At 31.9% G+C, this 18525-nt stretch carries 14 protein-coding genes; 5 read left to right on the top strand and 9 right to left on the bottom strand.

Annotation, left to right across the window (positions count from 1 at the left end; translation table 11 throughout):
- Positions 1–138 precede the first annotated feature (138 nt).
- From gatB/aspS to MBM09_RS04725, 3 genes are read right to left on the bottom strand one after another with little or no spacing between them, the layout of a single operon-like run.
- The gene (gatB/aspS, locus tag MBM09_RS04715) at positions 139–3471 is read right to left on the bottom strand and encodes a bifunctional amidotransferase subunit GatB/aspartate--tRNA ligase AspS (RefSeq protein WP_238675697.1); all 3333 of its coding nucleotides are present in this window, start codon (positions 3469–3471) and stop codon (positions 139–141) included.
- Entirely contained in the window at positions 3471–4871 is a 1401-nt protein-coding gene (locus tag MBM09_RS04720; RefSeq protein WP_238675698.1) for an amidase family protein, read from the bottom strand. The genes gatB/aspS and MBM09_RS04720 overlap by 1 nt, the downstream gene beginning before the upstream one ends.
- Positions 4872–4873: 2 nt before the next feature.
- Positions 4874–5143: a hypothetical protein gene (locus MBM09_RS04725; protein WP_238675699.1), complete on the bottom strand. Its 270-nt coding sequence runs from the start codon at positions 5141–5143 to the stop codon at positions 4874–4876.
- Between the two features lie 604 nt (positions 5144–5747).
- Between MBM09_RS04725 and gyrB the strand changes: the two genes are divergently transcribed.
- The 5 genes from gyrB to secDF all read left to right on the top strand — a co-directional run bounded on the left by gyrB (position 5748) and on the right by secDF (position 13881).
- Complete coding sequence (gene gyrB, locus MBM09_RS04730) at positions 5748–7697, top strand: DNA topoisomerase (ATP-hydrolyzing) subunit B (RefSeq protein ID WP_238675700.1); 1950 nt, start codon at positions 5748–5750, stop codon at positions 7695–7697.
- Between the two features lie 150 nt (positions 7698–7847).
- Complete coding sequence (locus tag MBM09_RS04735) at positions 7848–8864, top strand: DUF6588 family protein (protein WP_238675701.1); 1017 nt, start codon at positions 7848–7850, stop codon at positions 8862–8864.
- A 214-nt stretch (positions 8865–9078) separates the two neighbouring features.
- Positions 9079–10005 carry a malate dehydrogenase gene (mdh, locus tag MBM09_RS04740; RefSeq protein ID WP_238675702.1) on the top strand — a complete coding sequence of 309 codons (927 nt, stop codon included), beginning with the start codon at positions 9079–9081 and terminating at the stop codon, positions 10003–10005.
- Between the two features lie 72 nt (positions 10006–10077).
- Positions 10078–10698: a hypothetical protein gene (locus MBM09_RS04745; protein WP_238675703.1), complete on the top strand. Its 621-nt coding sequence runs from the start codon at positions 10078–10080 to the stop codon at positions 10696–10698.
- Positions 10699–10887: 189 nt separating this feature from the next.
- Positions 10888–13881 (top strand): protein translocase subunit SecDF, encoded by a 2994-nt coding sequence (gene secDF / locus MBM09_RS04750; RefSeq protein ID WP_238675704.1) that lies wholly within the window; start codon positions 10888–10890, stop codon positions 13879–13881.
- Positions 13882–13942: 61 nt separating this feature from the next.
- On the opposite strand, the gene MBM09_RS04755 is transcribed toward secDF, so the two are convergent.
- From MBM09_RS04755 to MBM09_RS04780, 6 genes are read right to left on the bottom strand one after another with little or no spacing between them, the layout of a single operon-like run.
- Positions 13943–14290 (bottom strand): glyoxalase/bleomycin resistance/extradiol dioxygenase family protein, encoded by a 348-nt coding sequence (locus tag MBM09_RS04755; protein WP_238675705.1) that lies wholly within the window; start codon positions 14288–14290, stop codon positions 13943–13945.
- Positions 14291–14340: 50 nt separating this feature from the next.
- On the bottom strand, positions 14341–14814 hold the full coding sequence (locus MBM09_RS04760) for a DUF192 domain-containing protein (RefSeq protein WP_238675706.1): 474 nt from the start codon (positions 14812–14814) through the stop codon (positions 14341–14343).
- Between the two features lies 1 nt (position 14815).
- The gene (gene lgt / locus MBM09_RS04765; protein ID WP_238675707.1) at positions 14816–15745 is read right to left on the bottom strand and encodes a prolipoprotein diacylglyceryl transferase; all 930 of its coding nucleotides are present in this window, start codon (positions 15743–15745) and stop codon (positions 14816–14818) included.
- A gap of 55 nt (positions 15746–15800) precedes the next feature.
- Positions 15801–16928, bottom strand: coding sequence for a peptidylprolyl isomerase (locus tag MBM09_RS04770; RefSeq protein WP_238675708.1), 1128 nt, complete (start codon positions 16926–16928; stop codon positions 15801–15803).
- 2 nt (positions 16929–16930) lie between these two features.
- Positions 16931–17473, bottom strand: a complete 543-nt coding sequence (gldI, locus tag MBM09_RS04775) for a gliding motility-associated peptidyl-prolyl isomerase GldI (RefSeq protein ID WP_238675709.1) — start codon at positions 17471–17473, stop codon at positions 16931–16933.
- The gene (locus MBM09_RS04780; RefSeq protein ID WP_238675710.1) at positions 17466–18485 is read right to left on the bottom strand and encodes a bifunctional oligoribonuclease/PAP phosphatase NrnA; all 1020 of its coding nucleotides are present in this window, start codon (positions 18483–18485) and stop codon (positions 17466–17468) included. The genes gldI and MBM09_RS04780 overlap by 8 nt, the downstream gene beginning before the upstream one ends.
- Between the last annotated feature and the right edge of the window lie 40 nt (positions 18486–18525).

Raw genomic sequence — 18525 nt, forward strand, 5'->3', positions numbered from 1 at the left:
TTGTACTGTAAAGATAATTTATATCATGATATAAAAAAATCCCAACAATTTTGTTGGGATTTTTATTTGGTTATATGTTAATGAAGTTCTTGATACAATACCTCGTATCTAGGCATTACTTGAACTAACATAGAGTTATTACTTTCGCATCACTTTTACGTTCATTTCTTCCACTTTTTTATCAGATAAAATAGAAGGCGCTCCAAATAATAAGTCTTCACTTGTTCCTGTTTTTGGGAATGCCATCACTTCTCTAATAGATGCTTTTTTCTCTAAAATCATCATCAATCTATCAACACCCCAAGCAATACCGCCGTGTGGTGGTGCTCCATAATGGAACGCTTTGTACATGGTCCCCACACTTTTTAACATCTCTTCTTTATTATAGCCCATATTTTTGTAAGTAGCTTCTAATATTTCTGGTTTGTGTGCACGAATAGAACCGCCACCAATTTCGTAACCATTTAATATTAAATCGTATTGCTGGGCAATAATACTGCCTATTTCATCCTCGTTTCCATTCATATGCTTGTCAATATCATAAATGGCTGGCATAGAGAAAGGATTGTGAGTAAATGTCCAACGACCTTCATCGGTTTTTTCAAACATTGGGAAATCAATCACCCAAGCTGGTCTTAATTCTTTTGGGTTAATTAACTTAAGCATTTTGCCTAATTCCTGCCTAACAGCATCTAAAGCTTTGTTGGCTGTTGCGTAATCTGCGGCAGAGAAAAATACAATGTCTCCTACTTGTGCGTTAGTTTCCTTTATGATACCAGAAGCAATATCTTCACCTAAAAACTTAATAATAGGCGATTGTAAATCGTTTTCATTAACTATAATGTAAGCTAAACCACCAAGACCATGTTGTTGTGCTAAAGCTGTTAGTTTTTCAATTTGACCTTTAGACAAACGTTTACTTCCTTGCTCTTTAGCCGAAACTTTAATACATTTTACAATACCACCATCATCAATTGGTTTGCTAAATACTTGGAACGATGTTTCTTTAACAATTTCTGTAATATCTTGTAATTGTAAACCAAAACGTAAATCTGGTCTGTCACAACCATATTTATCCATAGCATCTTTATAGGTAATTACTTCAAACGGACGCAATATCCATTTTTTACCATATATTTTTTCAACAATTTCATTAAACATATTGGTGTTTAAATCGATTATTTGCTGCATGCTGGCATAGGCCATTTCTAAATCTAATTGTGTGAATTCTGGTTGACGATCGCCACGAGAATCTTCGTCTCTAAAACAACGCGCTATTTGAAAATATTTCTCATAACCACTTACCATCAACATTTGTTTAAATTGCTGTGGTGCTTGAGGTAAGGTATAAAACGAGCCTGCTTGTTTACGTGTAGGTACAATAAATTCGCGTGCGCCTTCATCGGTTCCTGCACTTAAAATTGGGGTTTCAATTTCTAAGAAATCTTGTTCATCTAAAATATCGCGCATCATTTTAATCACTTTATGACGATTAACTATTACACGACGAACATCATCATTTCTGTGATCTAAAAATTTATATTGAAAACGAACATTTTCATTCGTTTTAGTAGCACGTTTAATTTCAAAAGGAAGCGTTTTAGAAAGGTTTAAAATTTCCAGTTCGTAAGCTTCTAATTCTATTTTACCGGTTCGTAAAGCGGGGTTGTAATCATCTTCTTTACGTTGTACAATGTTACCTGTAACGGTAATTACGGTTTCTGGTTTTAGTTTTACTAATTCGTCTAAATTAGGGAACGATTCTCTACTTAATCGCACTTGGAATTTTTCGGTGCTAGAATCGCGTAAATCAATAAAAATTAATTCACCATGATCACGAACACTTGAAACCCAACCAGAAAATGTAACTTTTTCAGAAATACTATCATCTGAAATATCAGAAATTAAATGCGTTCTGTATTCATCTTTTATAATGATAGGAATTTCTGGTAGAACTTCTTCTTGTTCTTTTTTTACCGATGTTTGACTTTCTGCTTTTGTTTTTACGGTTTCAGTTGAAGAAGGTGTTGTTGTATTTGTTGCTAATTGACTTAAAATGCCTTCACGAATTACTTTTCCAGAAGCGCCTTTACCAATAATGCCAATTACTTTACCAACAAGAATACCTGCTTTCCCTTGGTTTCCTGCTTTTATGTCGTTAACTATAGCTTTATTTTCTGCTATAACTTTTGAGATAGCTTCTTTTATTTGAGATTCTGAAATGGTATTGTCTTCAAAATACTGGTTATAGTTAAAGTCTCTATCTTTTAAATAAGATGTTATTGCGTTTTGAACTAATACAGATGTGATTTTTTCCTCTTTAAAAAGTTGAAAAATTTCAATTAAGTGTTCAATTCTATGAATATCGCTATACTCATCTGCACCTATATTATTAACTAATGTTTTTGCAACAAATGATGGGTCTTTAATAACATTATTTATAGCTATAAAGGTTTCAGAGCGTAACGAATCGGCAGTAAAAAACTTAGCATCTTGTGGTAAAACGCCACCTTTTATTAAAATAGATTCTACAGCAAATGGAAGTGTGCTTACATCAACATCAATAGACTCTACTACATCTTTAATGCTTACAAATGGTAAATCAGGTTCTGAGATAAAACGATAATCTGCTTCAAATTCCTTTTTACGCATCGTTTTGGTTTGCTTTAACTCGGCATCCCATAAAACCGTAGTTTGGTCTGGTCTAAACTCTTTATGCTCTAAGAAATAGTTGAGTTGTTTTTCAACTTCTTCCTTTAAAGCATCAACCATAAACTTAAAAGAGTTTAGGTTTTTAATTTCTGTTCTTGGGTTTAAATCATAACTTCTGCGTTTACGTAAAGACACAGAAACATCCGATTTAAACTCGCCTTTTTCTAGGTTTGCTTCAGATATTCCTAAATTTTGAACAATACGCTGAATATACTGAGCATAGGTTGATGCATCCTCAATGTGGCGAATACAAGGCTCGGTAACAATTTCAATTAATGGAACGCCTGCTTTGTTAAAATCAACTAACGAGATTTTTTTCTCGTGCATTAATTTAGCGGCATCTTCCTCAATATGTACTTGTGTTAAATTAACCGTAAACTGAGAGCCATCATTTCTAAAACACGACACTTGCCCATCTGGTATAATAGGATTATGAAACTGCGTAATTTGAATATTCTTTGGATTGTCTGGATATTCGTAATGTTTTCTATCCCAGGAAATCACTTCGTTTTCAAAAGTAGATTTCACGGCCTTTCCAAAGTAAATGGCTTTGGTAATAGCGTCTTTGTTTATAGCAGGTAATACACCCATTTGTCCTGTACAAACCGAACAAATATTTTGGTTAGGTGTTTCTATTTCTTGATTTGGACAAGAACAGAATAATTTTGTTTTGGTGTTTAATCGAACATGGGTTTCCAGACCGATTACTAACTCTAATTCGTGAGCTTTAAGTAACTCATTTAATTGTTCCAATTCCATTATATCGTATCTTTTAAGAAGTTAGCAAACTTCAAAACGAGTTCGTCATTATTTTTTGCAGCTGTAATTTGTAAGCCTGTTGCTGTACCTTGTGGTATTGTTAATGTTGGTAACTGTCCTAAGCTGAAGCCAACAGTGTAAGCATCACTTAAATACATGGCTAGTGGGTTTTTTAAACTATCTCCAATCTTGGGCGGATTGTTTGGTGTAACAGGAGATAAAATGATATCAACCTCTTTAAAGTCGTTTTCAAAATTTTCGGAAATCTGGTCGCGGATAGCTAGTCCTTTTAAATAGATTTCATCTGAAAAACCTTGAGATAACACTTGGTTTCCACCAACAATTCTACGTTTTGTTTCTTCTGATAAATTTTCAGAACGTGTTACCGAGTAAGTTTCTTTTAAATTTTCAGCTTCAATTCTGTCGCCATAGTTTGTGCCATCTAAACGTGATAAGTTAGAGGCGGTTTCTGCCATAGCAAGTGTATAGTAAGTTGAAACTAAAGTTTCAGATTCAAAGAAATCCAAAGCTTTTACTTCAATACCTTTGGCTTTTATTTTTTCTAAAGAGTTTAAGAAATCAGATTTTATCTTAGCATCAATCGCTTCACTTTCTATAAAATTTTTAAAATATCCTACGGATTCAATTTTATTTGTATTTGAAATACTTTCTTCTGATATGTTTTCAGAAGCATAAGTAGTTTGATCTTTTGCATCTTTACCACTCATGGTATTTAATACAATTCTAATGTCTTCTATAGATTTTGCGATAGGACCTACACAGTCAGTTGACGATGCGTAAGCCATTAGTCCGTAACGAGAAATGCGGCCGTAAGTTGGTTTTAAACCATAAACATGGTTGTAACCAGCTGGTTGTCGCACAGAACCCCCAGTATCGCCACCAATAGAAAATACTGTATAATCTTTAGCAACATTAACAGCAGAACCACCACTAGATCCTCCAGCAACTAAATTAGGATCAATAGCATTTTTCACAGCACCAAAAATGGTGTTTTCACTAGATGAACCATGGCCAAAACTATCGCAGTTCTCTTTTACTAATGGAATAGCTCCAGCATCAAGTAATTTTTGAATAGCTGTTGCAGTATAAGCCGATTTGTAATTTTTTAATAAATCTGAACTTGCGGTTGTGTAGGTGCCTTGTAGCATATAAACATCCTTAATTCCAAAAGGAATGCCTTCTAATAAACCAATAGTTTCACCGTTAGCAATTTTGCTATCTACTTTTGTAGCTAAATCCAAAGCTAATGTATCCAGTAAACTATTAACTGTATTATGAGTGTTTTGCTTTAGAGCTTTCAGTTTTTCTTGCACTAGCTCTGTGCAAGTTATTTCCTTGTTCATCAATTGTTGATGAATTTTATGTATTAGAGAGTCCATAACTATTCTTCTATAACTTTAGAAACTACTAAATAGTCGTTTTTTTCTTTGGGAAAGTTTTCAATAATGATTTGTTTCTCAATTTCAGAGCTTTCAATAACAACATCCTCTCTCAAATTATCTAAAGACACGCAATTATTATGATTATGATTAAAAGGATTGTTATTTGATGCATTTGCATTTTTAATGACTTCAAATAATTTACTCACCGCCTCACTAGGTTGAGCGCCTTTAATACTCGACAATACGTCTACTGTCATAATTTTACTCATGTCTTACATTTTTAGATTAAAAAAAGCCTTCCAAATTTGGAAGGCTTTATATATTTTTAAACAATAACCTTCCAGTCCTAAAAATTAGGATTATTGAAATTATTATTATTGTTATTGTTTATCATTGTTCTGTTTCGTGCTCAAATATATGTAGAATTAATATATTAAACACTATTTTATCTAATATCCTAGTCTATATTATCAAATTAGCAAAAAAGTTGAAGTTAATTTATTAGTTCAAAAACCATACGCTTAAATCGCTTGATTAAATTTATTGTTTAAGATGAATTTATTGAACAAAAAGCTCTTTTTTATTTAAATAATTTGAATTTAACAAAGGCTATAAATCAATTTTAAGCGATTTTGTGTTTTTGTTGATTTGAAAGCTTATGAAAAAGGCTTAAAATCTATTTTAAGATACTTTTTAAGCGATTTAAGACACTTTTAAGTAATTAACAAATGTTGATAATTTTATTTATGAGTCGATAAAAAGCTTTTTAAAAGGGTTATAATTTCGTATATTTGTTTGTATTCAGAAGTCCCGATACTAAGCGGGATTTTTTTGTGAAATACATTAAACTTAAACTAAGATAAAATATAGAATATGAGCGAAGGTAAAGAAGAATTTAATAAGCATAATTATTCAGCTGATAGTATTCAGGCATTAGAAGGAATGGAGCACGTTCGTATGCGTCCATCCATGTATATTGGAGATGTTGGAGTGCGTGGTTTACACCATTTAGTGTATGAAGTTGTAGATAACTCAATTGATGAAGCATTAGCTGGACATTGTGATAATATTACGGTAACCATAAACGAAGATAATTCTATCACAACGGAAGATGATGGTCGTGGTATTCCTGTAGATTTACACAAAAAAGAAGGTGTTTCAGCTCTAGAGGTTGTAATGACTAAAATTGGAGCAGGAGGTAAGTTTGATAAAGATTCATATAAAGTATCAGGTGGTCTTCATGGTGTTGGTGTAAGTTGTGTGAATGCATTATCAGAACATTTAAGAGCAACTGTTTATAGAGATGGAAAAATTTGGGAACAAGAGTATGAGCGTGGTAAATCGTTATATCCAGTTAAGCAAATTGGCGATACAGATAAAAGAGGAACAACAGTTACTTTTAGACCAGATTCAACAATTTTCACACAAACATTAGAATATAGTTATGATACCTTAGCGAGCAGATTACGTGAATTAGCGTATTTAAATAAAGGAATTACTATTCATTTAGTTGATAAAAGAAGTAAGAAAGAAAATGGTGAATTTGAAGGAGAAACATTTCATTCTGAAGAAGGACTAAAAGAATTTATTAAATTCTTAGATGGAAACAGAGAACCTTTAATGAAGGATGTTATTGCGTTTGAAGGTGAAAAAAATGGCGTTCCTGTTGAGGTTGCTATGGTTTATAATACTTCTTATGCAGAAAATTTACATTCCTATGTAAATAATATCAATACGCATGAAGGAGGAACGCATTTATCTGGTTTTCGTAGAGGTTTAACTCATACATTAAAGAAGTATGCTGATGAATCTGGAATGTTAGACAAATTGAAGTTTGATATTGCTGGAGATGATTTTCGCGAAGGTTTAACAGCAATTATTTCGGTAAAAGTTCAAGAGCCACAGTTTGAAGGGCAAACAAAAACTAAACTTGGAAATAGAGAAGTTTCGGCATCTGTAAGTCAAGCTGTTTCAGAAATGCTTACAGATTACTTAGAAGAGCATCCGGACGATGCTAAAATAATTGTACAGAAAGTAATTCTTGCAGCTCAAGCGCGTCATGCAGCTCAAAAAGCTCGTGAAATGGTTCAGCGTAAAACGGTTATGAGTATTGGTGGTTTACCTGGTAAATTATCTGATTGTTCTGAGCAAGATCCTGAAAAATGTGAAGTATTTCTTGTTGAGGGAGATTCGGCAGGTGGAACAGCGAAACAAGGTCGTGACAGAGCTTTTCAAGCGATTCTTCCACTTCGTGGAAAAATCTTGAATGTTGAAAAAGCAATGACACATAAGGTTTTTGAAAATGAAGAGATTAAAAACATTTTTACAGCTTTAGGTGTAACTATAGGAACGGAAGAAGATAGTAAAGCTTTAAACCTTTCTAAGTTGCGTTACCATAAAGTAGTAATTATGTGTGATGCCGATATTGATGGTAGCCACATTGCAACTTTAATTTTAACATTCTTCTTTAGATATATGAAGGAATTGATTGAAAACGGACATATTTACATTGCAACACCTCCTTTATATTTAGTTAAAAAAGGAGCTAAAAAACAATATGCTTGGTCTGATAAAGAACGTGATGAAATTATTACAGAATTTGGAGATGGAGCAAAAATTCAACGTTACAAAGGTCTTGGAGAAATGAATGCAGAACAACTTTGGGATACTACAATGAATCCAGAGTTTAGAACCATGCGTTTAGTACAAATTGATAATGGTACAGAAGCAGATAGAATTTTCTCTATGTTGATGGGAGATGAAGTTCCACCACGTAGAGATTTTATTGAAAAGAATGCTATTTATGCAAATATAGACGCGTAAATACTAAGTAAAATATAATTTTTTAATAATCCTAGCAATATGATGCTGGGGTTATTTTTTTGTTAAAATATCGATTAAATGCAAATTTTAACGATAAAAAGTTGTTTTGTGTGATTTTTTTCCTATGTTTGTAAAACCAAATTTATGAAAATGAAGAAATTAACTCTACTAGCTTTGTTGTTTTTAGCAACTACAGTTTCAAAAGCACAAAGCGATATAGATGTCTTACTTGCAGCAGGTGTTGACGATGCTCAACGGTTTGCAAACGATTATTTAGCACCAGGAACTAATGGCTTAATGCATAGTATGAATGCCAATTGGTTTAATACTGCAGATGTGAAACCTTTGGGAGGTTTTGAAATTTCAATTATAGTTAATGCATCATCAGTAAAAGATGAAAATAAAATGTTTAACTTAAATACTGCTGATTATAATAATATTCAGTTTGTTCAAGGACCAAGTTCGCAAATGGTATCAACGGCATTAGGAGATAATGATCCTACCGTTTTTGTTGAGGTAGAATATGAAGATCCAATTTTTGGAAATCAAACAGAACAAATAGAATTGCCAGATGGTATTGGTTCAGAAAACATTAGTCTGTTGCCAACAGCTTATATACAAGGAGCATTAGGTTTAAGTAAAGGCATTGAAATTAAAGCACGTTTTGTGCCTAAAATAAAAACTGACGATGTCTCTTTAAGTATGTATGGAGCTGGTTTACAAATGGAGTTTACCAAATGGTTACCAGCAGATAAGTTGTTACCTGTTGCAATTTCTGGTTTAGTAGCATATACACATTTAGATGGTTCTTATGATTTAACAGATTCATCTGGAATACAAGGAGAAAACCAACGTATAGAAAATGATACAAACACGTGGTTGTTTCAGTTAATAGCTTCTACTAAAATGCCAGTAATAAACTTTTACGGTGGTTTAGGATATATTAAAGGAAAATCTGATTCAGATTTATTAGGAACTTATAGAGTTACAAATGGTATTTTAACATCAGACCCTATCGTAGATCCGTTTTCGGTATCAAGCGAAGTATCTTCAGTAAGAGGAACTTTAGGAACAAAATTAAAATTAGGTTTTTTTAGACTTAATGCAGAATATCATTTATCTGAATTCAACGCTTTTTCAGTTGGTGTAAACTTTGGTTTCAGATAATAAAAATATAGAAAGTATAATTGTTTAGTTTTAGTTAGTTTATATTTAATTTTTTGTTTAAAAAGTACAAGATTTAATCTTGTACTTTTTTTATTTAGAGTGTTTTAATTTGTAATTTCGCATGACTTAAGTCATAAAAAAGAAGCTTAAAAAAGTAGAATTTTGTGAAGTAATTATAAAACAAGTTAAATACTAATCAATAAATTAAATTAAAATGAAAGTAACAGTAGTAGGAGCAGGAGCAGTTGGTGCAAGTTGTGCAGAATACATTGCCATTAAAAATTTCGCTTCAGAAGTTGTATTGTTAGACATTAAAGAAGGATATGCCGAAGGAAAAGCCATGGATTTAATGCAATGCGCATCATTAAACGGGTTTGATACTAAAATAACTGGAGTTACAAACGATTACAGTAAAACGGCAAATAGTGATATTTGTGTTATTACTTCGGGAATTCCTCGTAAACCAGGAATGACTCGTGAAGAATTAATAGGTATTAATGCAGGTATTGTTAAATCTGTATCTTCGAGTTTAATAGAACATTCTCCTAATACTATTCTAATTGTTGTAAGTAACCCAATGGATACTATGACATATTTAGCGCATAAATCTACAGGATTACCTAAAAATAGAATTATTGGTATGGGTGGTGCTTTAGATTCTGCTCGTTTTAAATATAGATTAGCTGAAGCTTTAGAAGCTCCTATTAGTGATATTGATGGAATGGTAATAGGTGGACATAGCGATACCGGTATGGTGCCTTTAACTTCTCACGCTACAAGAAACAGTATAAAAGTATCTGAATTCTTAACAGAAGAGCGCTTAGATCAAGTGGCTGCCGATACTAAAGTAGGAGGAGCTACACTTACAAAATTATTAGGTACTTCGGCTTGGTATGCGCCAGGAGCTGCAGTAAGTGGTTTAGTTCAAGCTATAGCTTGTGACCAAAAGAAAATGTTCCCATGTTCTACACTTTTAGAAGGTGAATATGGTTTAAACGATATTTGTATAGGTGTACCAGTAATTTTAGGAAAAAATGGTATCGAACGTATCGTAGATATTGAATTAAGTGATGCAGAAAAAGCACATATGCAATCAAGTGCAGAAGGTGTTAGAAAAACAAATGGATTACTAGAAGTATAGTATTCAATATTAATAAATAGATATTTAAATAAAGACTGTAGAAATACAGTCTTTATTTTTTATATTTGGCGCATGTTAAAAAAGTGGTACATAAGTACTTTTATTGTTATTCTTACCTTTTTGGGTGTAGTTTCTCAGCAACAAACAATTACACCTAATCAAGAAATTGTTTTACAATTTAATGATGTTGAAGTAAGTAATGATGATATTGAGCACACTATTGCAATTGTAAAAAAACAACTGCAAGATTTAGGTGTTAATACTATACATGTATACGAGGCTGGTTATGGGCATTTAAAAATTACTTATTACAGTGATGCGGATATTGATAGTATAAAGAAAATCTTTTCTAAAGAAAATAAATTAGAAATAGATTATACCGCACAAAATCACAGAAATCAATCCAACAAAAATCCACTTGAAGATAATAACATTGGTTATAATCTTAATATTTATGAAATCCAAGAAGGAAATGATGTTGATTGGGATTTTAATGGTATTAATGTTTTAGAACTTAAGGCAAAAAACGATAGGTTTTTTGAGCCTAATTTATACATAACTTTTAATAGATTAGATGTTAGTAGAGACGATAAAGTAGAAAAGGAAGCCTTTAAAGCTCGAAAAAACATTGAAATATCAACAGATAATACACTACACAAGATACCCGAAGTTAGAGCAGGCCCCTTATGCTAATGGGCTAATTTTTAACCATTCTTTTAACAATCAAATTTAAATTTAAAGAATAGCTCTAAAACTACATTCAAATTAGCTTTCATCAATTAAAAAAGCTAAAAATTTTAATTAATTATAAAAATTGTCAAATTATACGGGAAATTCTATATTTGCTCGTTTTAAAAAATTTGACCACAAAAAATATAAAAAATGCAAAACAAAGGACTAGTAAAGTTATTTGCGATTTTATTTGGTTTGGTAAGTATTTACCAGCTTTCATTTACATTTAAATCTAATCAAATTGAAAGTGAAGCCGAAGAAATAGCAATTAACAAAATTGCAGAAACAGAAGAAGACTATCGTGCAAAACGTAGTCAAGAAGAGGCTAACTATTTACAATCTATAGCAACCGATACGGTTTTTAATATTGGTATTGCAAAATTCACTTATAACGAAGTGAAAGCAAAAGCTATGAACTTAGGTTTAGACTTAAAAGGAGGTATAAACGTAATCCTTCAAGTAAGTGTAAAGGACATTTTAAAAGGATTAGCAAACAATACTACTGATCCCGTATTTAATAAAGCTTTAGAAGATGCGACAGAGCTTCAAAAAAATAGTCAAAATACGTATTTAGAAGATTTTTTTACAGCTTTTGATGCGATTAAAGGCGATACAAAATTAGCTTCACCAGATATATTTTATACTAAAGCTCTCGATGGTGAGATTGATGGAAGTATGAGTGATGATGAGGTTAAAAGTATTATTGAAACAAAAATTGATGAATCAATTGTTTCGGCTTTCGAAGTATTACGTAAGCGTATTGATGAGTTTGGTGTAACATCTCCAAACATTCAACGTTTAGGAACTTCTGGTCGTATTTTAGTTGAATTACCAGGTGTTAAGGATGTAGAACGTGCTACAGGTTTATTACAAAGTACAGCACAATTAGAGTTTTGGGATGCTTACAAAGGAGAGCAGTTTTTTCCATTTTTATCTCAAGCTAATGAGGTTTTAAAAGATATTGTTGATACTAAACAAGATGTTGAAGAAGCTGAACCTCAAGATGAAGAAGACGCTACAGACTCTACAATTGACGATTTACTAGGAGATGCTGAAACTGATTCTACTGCAGTTGCAACTATAAACCCAATCTTTGATTTAATAAGAGGACAAGGTTACCAAGGCGGACCAATTATTGCTAAGTTTGAAGCAAAAGATAAAGAAACGGTTCTTGAGTATTTAAATAAACCTCAAGTAAGAGCATTACTTCCTACAGAACAACGTTATGCAAAATTTGTTTTTGGGAAACCAGAAAAAGACAGTGAGTTATTAGATTTATATGCATTAATTGGTAATAGAGAGAATGTACCTCAATTAAGTGGTGCTGTAGTAACAGATGCACGTAACCAATTCGGACCAACAGGAAAATCTGAAGTATCCATGCAAATGAATGCTAAAGGTGCTAAGATCTGGGAAGAAATGACAGGTAAGGCATACTCACAAGGCAGTCAAATTGCTATTGTTTTAGATGATGTTGTATATTCTGCACCAGGAGTAACTACAGGCCCTATTGCAGGAGGAAGCTCATCTATATCTGGAGACTTTACACTAAATGAAGCTATAGATTTAGCGAACGTATTACGTGCAGGTAAATTACCAGCATCGGCAGATATTATTCAAAGTGAAGTAGTAGGACCATCATTAGGTCAAGAAGCTATTGATAGTGGTAAAATGTCGTTTATGATTGCTTTAGCATTAGTTTTATTATGGATGATTTTCTACTATGGTAAAGCAGGTATTTTTGCAGATTTAGCGATGTTATTAAACATTTTATTAATCTTCGGTATTTTATCAGGATTAGGTGCGGTATTAACGTTGCCAGGTATTGCTGGTATTGTATTGACAATCGGTATGTCGGTAGATGCTAACGTACTTATTTTTGAGCGTATTCGAGAAGAATTAACAAAAGGCAAAGGACAAAAAGAAGCTATTCAAGACGGATTTAGTAATGCTTTATCATCAATTTTAGATGCTAACATTACAACAGGTTTAACAGCTCTTATCTTGTTTATTTTTGGTACAGGACCAATTAAAGGGTTTGCTACAACCTTATTAATAGGTATTGGTACATCTTTATTTACAGCTATTTTTATAACTAGATTATTAGTAGATTGGTATGTAAATAGAGGAGGGAAATTAACATTCTCTACAGCAATTACTAAAAACTTATTTAGAAATATAAATATTGAATTCTTAAAGAAACGTAAAGTTGCTTTTATTATATCTGGAGCTTTAATCTTATTAAGTTTAGGATCATTATTTACTAATGGTTTAGATCAAGGTGTAGATTTTGTTGGAGGTAGAACATATCAAGTACGATTTGCTCAAGATATTAGTGCTTCTGAGATTACAGATGTTTTATCGCAACCAGATGTTTTTGGTAGTGCAGATGCTAAAACATTTGGAGATGCAAATCAGTTAAAAATTACAACTAAATATAAAGTAAACGAAACTGGTGCTGAAGTAGATGAAGATATCAGAAAAACACTTTATACAGCTTTACAATCACATTTAGATGGCGTGTCTTATGAAGATTTTATAAGTGATGCAGATACTAAAACGGTTGGTTTAATGAAGTATTATAAAGTAAGTCCAACTATTGCTGATGATATTAAACAAGCATCATTCTGGGCCATTTTAGGATCTTTAATTGTGGTGTTCTTATATATCTTATTCCGTTTCAAAAAATGGCAATATTCACTTGGTGCAGTAGCAGCTGTATTTCATGATGTATTAATTGTACTGGGTGTATTCTCATTAACATATAAGTTTATGCCTTTTAGTATGGAAATAGATCAAGCATTTATTGCGGCAATATTAACGGTAATTGGTTACTCATTAAATGATACCGTTGTTGTATTTGATAGAATTCGTGAATTCTTTAACGAGCATACAGGATGGGAATTTGATAGAGTAGTAAATGTATCGCTAAGCAGTACATTAAGTAGAACATTAAACACCTCTTTAACTACTTTAGTAGTATTATTAGCTATCTTTATTTTTGGTGGTGATTCTATTAGAGGATTTATGTTTGCCTTAATAGTAGGTGTAATAGTAGGTACATATTCATCGTTATTTATTGCAACACCAATAATGTATGATTCTGTGCAAAAACTAGAAGATAAAAAGAAGAAGAAAGACTAACTCAAATTTTTCTTTTGTAAAAAAAGAGCCTATCAATTATTTTGATAGGCTTTTTTTTGTTTTATATGTCTTCAACAAAAAAGACAGCATTATTATTTAAATCGTAAAAGCCAAATTCGTTAGTATTCCAATCGGTTTTTAAACGGAGTTTGTTTTTGTTGACTGTACCTCGTTTAACAAATTCTTCAAAAACAGGTTGAATGTCTTTTACAAAAATTTTTATAACTGAGCCACCAAGTAAAGGGTCGTCTTTGGTGTCAGCATGCCATTGTAAGTGAATATATAGTTTGTCTCTTTTTAGAACAACATACATATTGTCTTTATGTGCTATTTTAAAGCCAACATGGGTGTTATACCAAGCAACATCTCTATCTATATCTTGTGAAGGTAAAACAGAAATAATTTGCATGTGTAAAGTTTTAATTTACCTAAATATACATTTTTTTTATAAAGCTATTCTTAATAACTAATGCTGTCACCAACTGCAACTACCCATTTATCAACTAAATCTGCATTAATTTCTAAGACATATTTAGCTGGAGCATTAGAAGGAAGCGAATTTTCATCAAAAGGTTTTGCATTTTTTTGAAAGCTAACAATTTTGTTGGCACCGTCAATAAAAATCAAGTCTAAAGGTATTTGGGTGTTCTTCATGTAAAAAGAACGAGGAGCAACATCATTAAAAACAAACAACATACCTTGATTTGTTTCCATAGAACTTCTATACATCAAACCTGTTTGAGTTTCATACTCGGTATCAGCAATTTCAATATCTAATGTTACTTGTGTAGAATCTTTTTTAAAAATAGTGAGTTCACCTTCTTTTTTAAAAGCAACTTCGGTTTGTTTTATAACTTTTTTATCTTCTTTACAAGCTGAAAATGCTATAAGGCTTACAGTTGCTAAAAAGAAGATGATACGTTTGAAAAACATATTATTTTACTACATTTTTTGGTTTGTAAAGAAACATAAAATATAGGCCAATTAAAATAAAAGGAATGCTTAACCATTGGCCTGTGTTAAGCCCAAACCAGTTAATATATTCATCGCCTTGTGGTTCTTTTACAAACTCTACAAAGAAACGAACAGTCCATAGCAGAATTAAAAACAATCCAAATAAAAACCCAGGTTGGTCACCTTTTGATGTTTTTGCGTAGAAATACCATAAAATTAAAAACACAAAAATGTAGCAAAAGGATTCGTATAATTGTGCCGGATGCCTGTAAGGTACGGCTTCTAATAGATTTTGAAATTGAGGATTGTTAGTTACTGCATCATAAGCTTTTTGTACATCTTTAATACCTGTAAGTTGTGTGATTTGACTCTTGTAATAATAATCTTGAATAAAGCGAACACCTAAATTTGAGTCTGTTACCTTCCCAATAATTTCTGAGTTAATAAAATTTCCTATTCTAATAAATACAGCGCCAGAAGCTACAGAAATAACTACACGGTCTAAAATCCAAAGTAGCGATTTATACTTGTATTTTCTTCTGTATAAATACATACCAATTATAATTCCAATAGCAGCACCGTGACTTGCTAACCCTTGAAAACCTGTGAATTCAAAACCACCTTTAAATTTGAACGGTAGAAAAATGCTAAAAAAGTCTTCTGAAATTAATTCTGATTGGTAAAATAAAACATGACCTAATCGAGCACCCAACATTGTGGCTAAAACCGTGTAAATAAAAAGTGGGTCTAAATACTCTAAAGAAACCTTTTCTTTAGTAAAAATACGCTTCATAATATACCAACCTAAAATAAAGGCAATAACCCACATAAGGCTATAAAAATGAAGCTTGAAGTTTCCAATAATATCAATTCCTGTTATAGGGTTCCAATCAAGTTTTAATAGTTGCATAAATTTTATTTTACGACGTAAATATAAACGTTTAAGTAGTGTATTGTGTTAAAATTTAATTAAGAAGTTCAATAACTTCAACTTCAAAAATAAGGTTAGATTTTTCTGGAATACCTCTTACTCCAGCTTCACCATATGCCAAATGGTAAGGAATAAAAAGTGTAGCTTTATCTCCAACACTTAATTGCTGTACACCTTGTTTAAAACCTGGAATCATACTTGCATCTGGACCAATATCAGCAGTTATAGGTTGATATCTATCAGCAGCTTTACGTTTGTCGTTTACTACATCTAGAGCTTCTGCTATTTCAAGACTACTTGTTTCAAGCAGTTTTCCATCCTCAAAATACACTGCATAATGTAATAATACACTAGCATTTGTTGGTAATTTTTCACCAGAACCTTTTTTAGAAACGTAATATTTAAGTCCAGATTCTAATGTTGTTGCTTGTGCTTCTTGTGTGTTAAATTTTTCTTTGGTTGTTTTTAGTATCGCTTCAGCTTTGGCCGCTTTTTCTTTTTCAAGACGTTCTAATTCTGAAAAATGGTTTATAAAGGTTTTATTAGCATCAAATGATTTTGCAGCTTTACCTTTTCTAATAATATTTAATTCTTCAATAACCATATCTTTTAAAGGCTTCTTTCTATTATCAACTTTTACATTAGAAATGGAGTCTTGAATATTTAAACCGATAACTAACTCACCAAAAACACTGTGTACATTATCTAAATGTGGTTTTGGAACTTCTGTAATAAAAAATTGGCTTCCATTACTATTAGGACCAGAATTTGCCATTGATAAAACACCTGGTTTGTCGTGTTTTAAATCAGGGTGAAATTCATCCATAAATTTATATCCAGGGTTTCCAGTACCCGTGCCCATAGGATCGCCACCTTGAATCATGAATTTGTCCATTACACGATGAAAAATGAGTCCGTTATAGAATTTTTTGCCTTTATATTTATCATCAACCATAGTGTTGGTTCCTTCAGCAAGTGACACAAAATTCGCAACGGTAACAGGAACTTTTTCATTTTCTAACTTAGCAACCATTATACCTTTATTGGTTACAAATTCAGCATAAATGCCATCTTCAAGATCTGGGTATTGTGCTTTACAAGATGTAAAATTTATTACTAAAACTAATAGTGAAAATTTGATTATGTTTTTAAGTAGGGTCATTTTTAATTGGTTTGATTTTGGGTAATTGAGTTTACGGTAACTTCACAAATTAAAGGCGTATTATGGCCTATTTTGTTTTCGTCTCCATAATAGCCATAAGCTTTTTGTGATGGAAATAAAAACGTAATGGTTTCGCCTGTTTTCATGAGTTTTAAACCTTCGCGTAAGCCTGTAAATAATTCCTCTTTATCCATGGCGTAGGTTTGTGTTTTAATATCTTCTTTAGAATATATTAGATTGCCATTTAAGTATTTAACATTATAATTGTAATTTATTATATCACCAAATACAGGTGTTTTTAAAGTGTCAGATTCAATTTTATTATTATAATAATACCAGAATCCACTTTCTGAAGCGATATAATCTTTCTTGTTTTTCTGCAAGAGTTTTTCAATAGATGCTTGTTCTTTGGCGTTAAGTTTCTTGTTGCGTTCTATAGAAGCATCAATAAAAGAACCAGATTTTACTGAAACAGGGCGTCTTGCTTCAGGTGTTTTACAACTAAAAACCAATGAAACTAATACAAGAATTAAAAATTTATTCATCATTTAGGGCTTTATTATAGCTAGACAATATACTAATAAATTTTTCTACAGTATCGTTTAACGATAAGTAGCTTTTACCACCAGCAGCATTTATGTGGCCTCCACCTTCAAAATGTGCACGAGACATTTCGTTTACAGAAAAATTTCCTTTAGAACGCAAAGAGATTTTAATAATACCTTCCTGTTTATCTTCTATAAAAATAGCAGCAAGAACAACACCTTCTAACGAAAGGCCATAATTAACAACACCTTCTGTATCTCCTTTTTTATAATTGTATTTATTTAATTCTTCTTGAGAAAGTGTTATATAAGCAGTACGCGATTCTGGAATTACTCTTAAATTGTTTAATGCACAACCTAAAAGTTGTAAGCGCTCGTAGCTATTTGTGTCATAAACATTATTATGAATATTGGTATTATTAGCGCCTTTTTCAATGAGTTTTGCAACTATTTGATGAGTTGTGCTAGTTGTAGATGAAAATCTAAAAGAACCTGTATCGGTCATGATTCCTAAGTAAAAACAGGTAGAAATATTAGCATCAATAGAATCTGTATCGTCTAACATGTCTATAAAATGATACACCATTTCGCATGTAGAACTCATGCTTACATCGCTAAAAGTAAATTTTGCGTAATTATCGGGTTCTTGATGATGGTCAATCATGATTTTAATAGCACTGCTTTCCGTTAAAACTTGCTCCATATTGCCAGTTCTATGTAAAGCATTAAAATCTAATGTAAAAATAATATCGGCATCATTTATTAAAGTATCACATTCATTTGTTTGAGAATCGTGTTTCAAAACGATGTCATTTCCAGGAACCCACTTTAGAAACGAAGGATAATCATTTGGTACAATAACATCTATTTTATGACTCCCTTTTAATAGATAATGATATAATCCAAGGCTGGAGCCAATAGCATCTCCATCGGGGTTTTTATGAGGTACAATAATTATCTTTTTAGGTGTTGATAATAGCTGTTTAATACTTGTAATATCGTGTTTATTCATAGGAGACGAATATACAATTTTTTTAAAATGCTTTGTCTTG

The sequence above is a fragment of the Flaviramulus sp. BrNp1-15 genome, from assembly GCF_022259695.1.
Taxonomy (GTDB): domain Bacteria; phylum Bacteroidota; class Bacteroidia; order Flavobacteriales; family Flavobacteriaceae; genus BrNp1-15.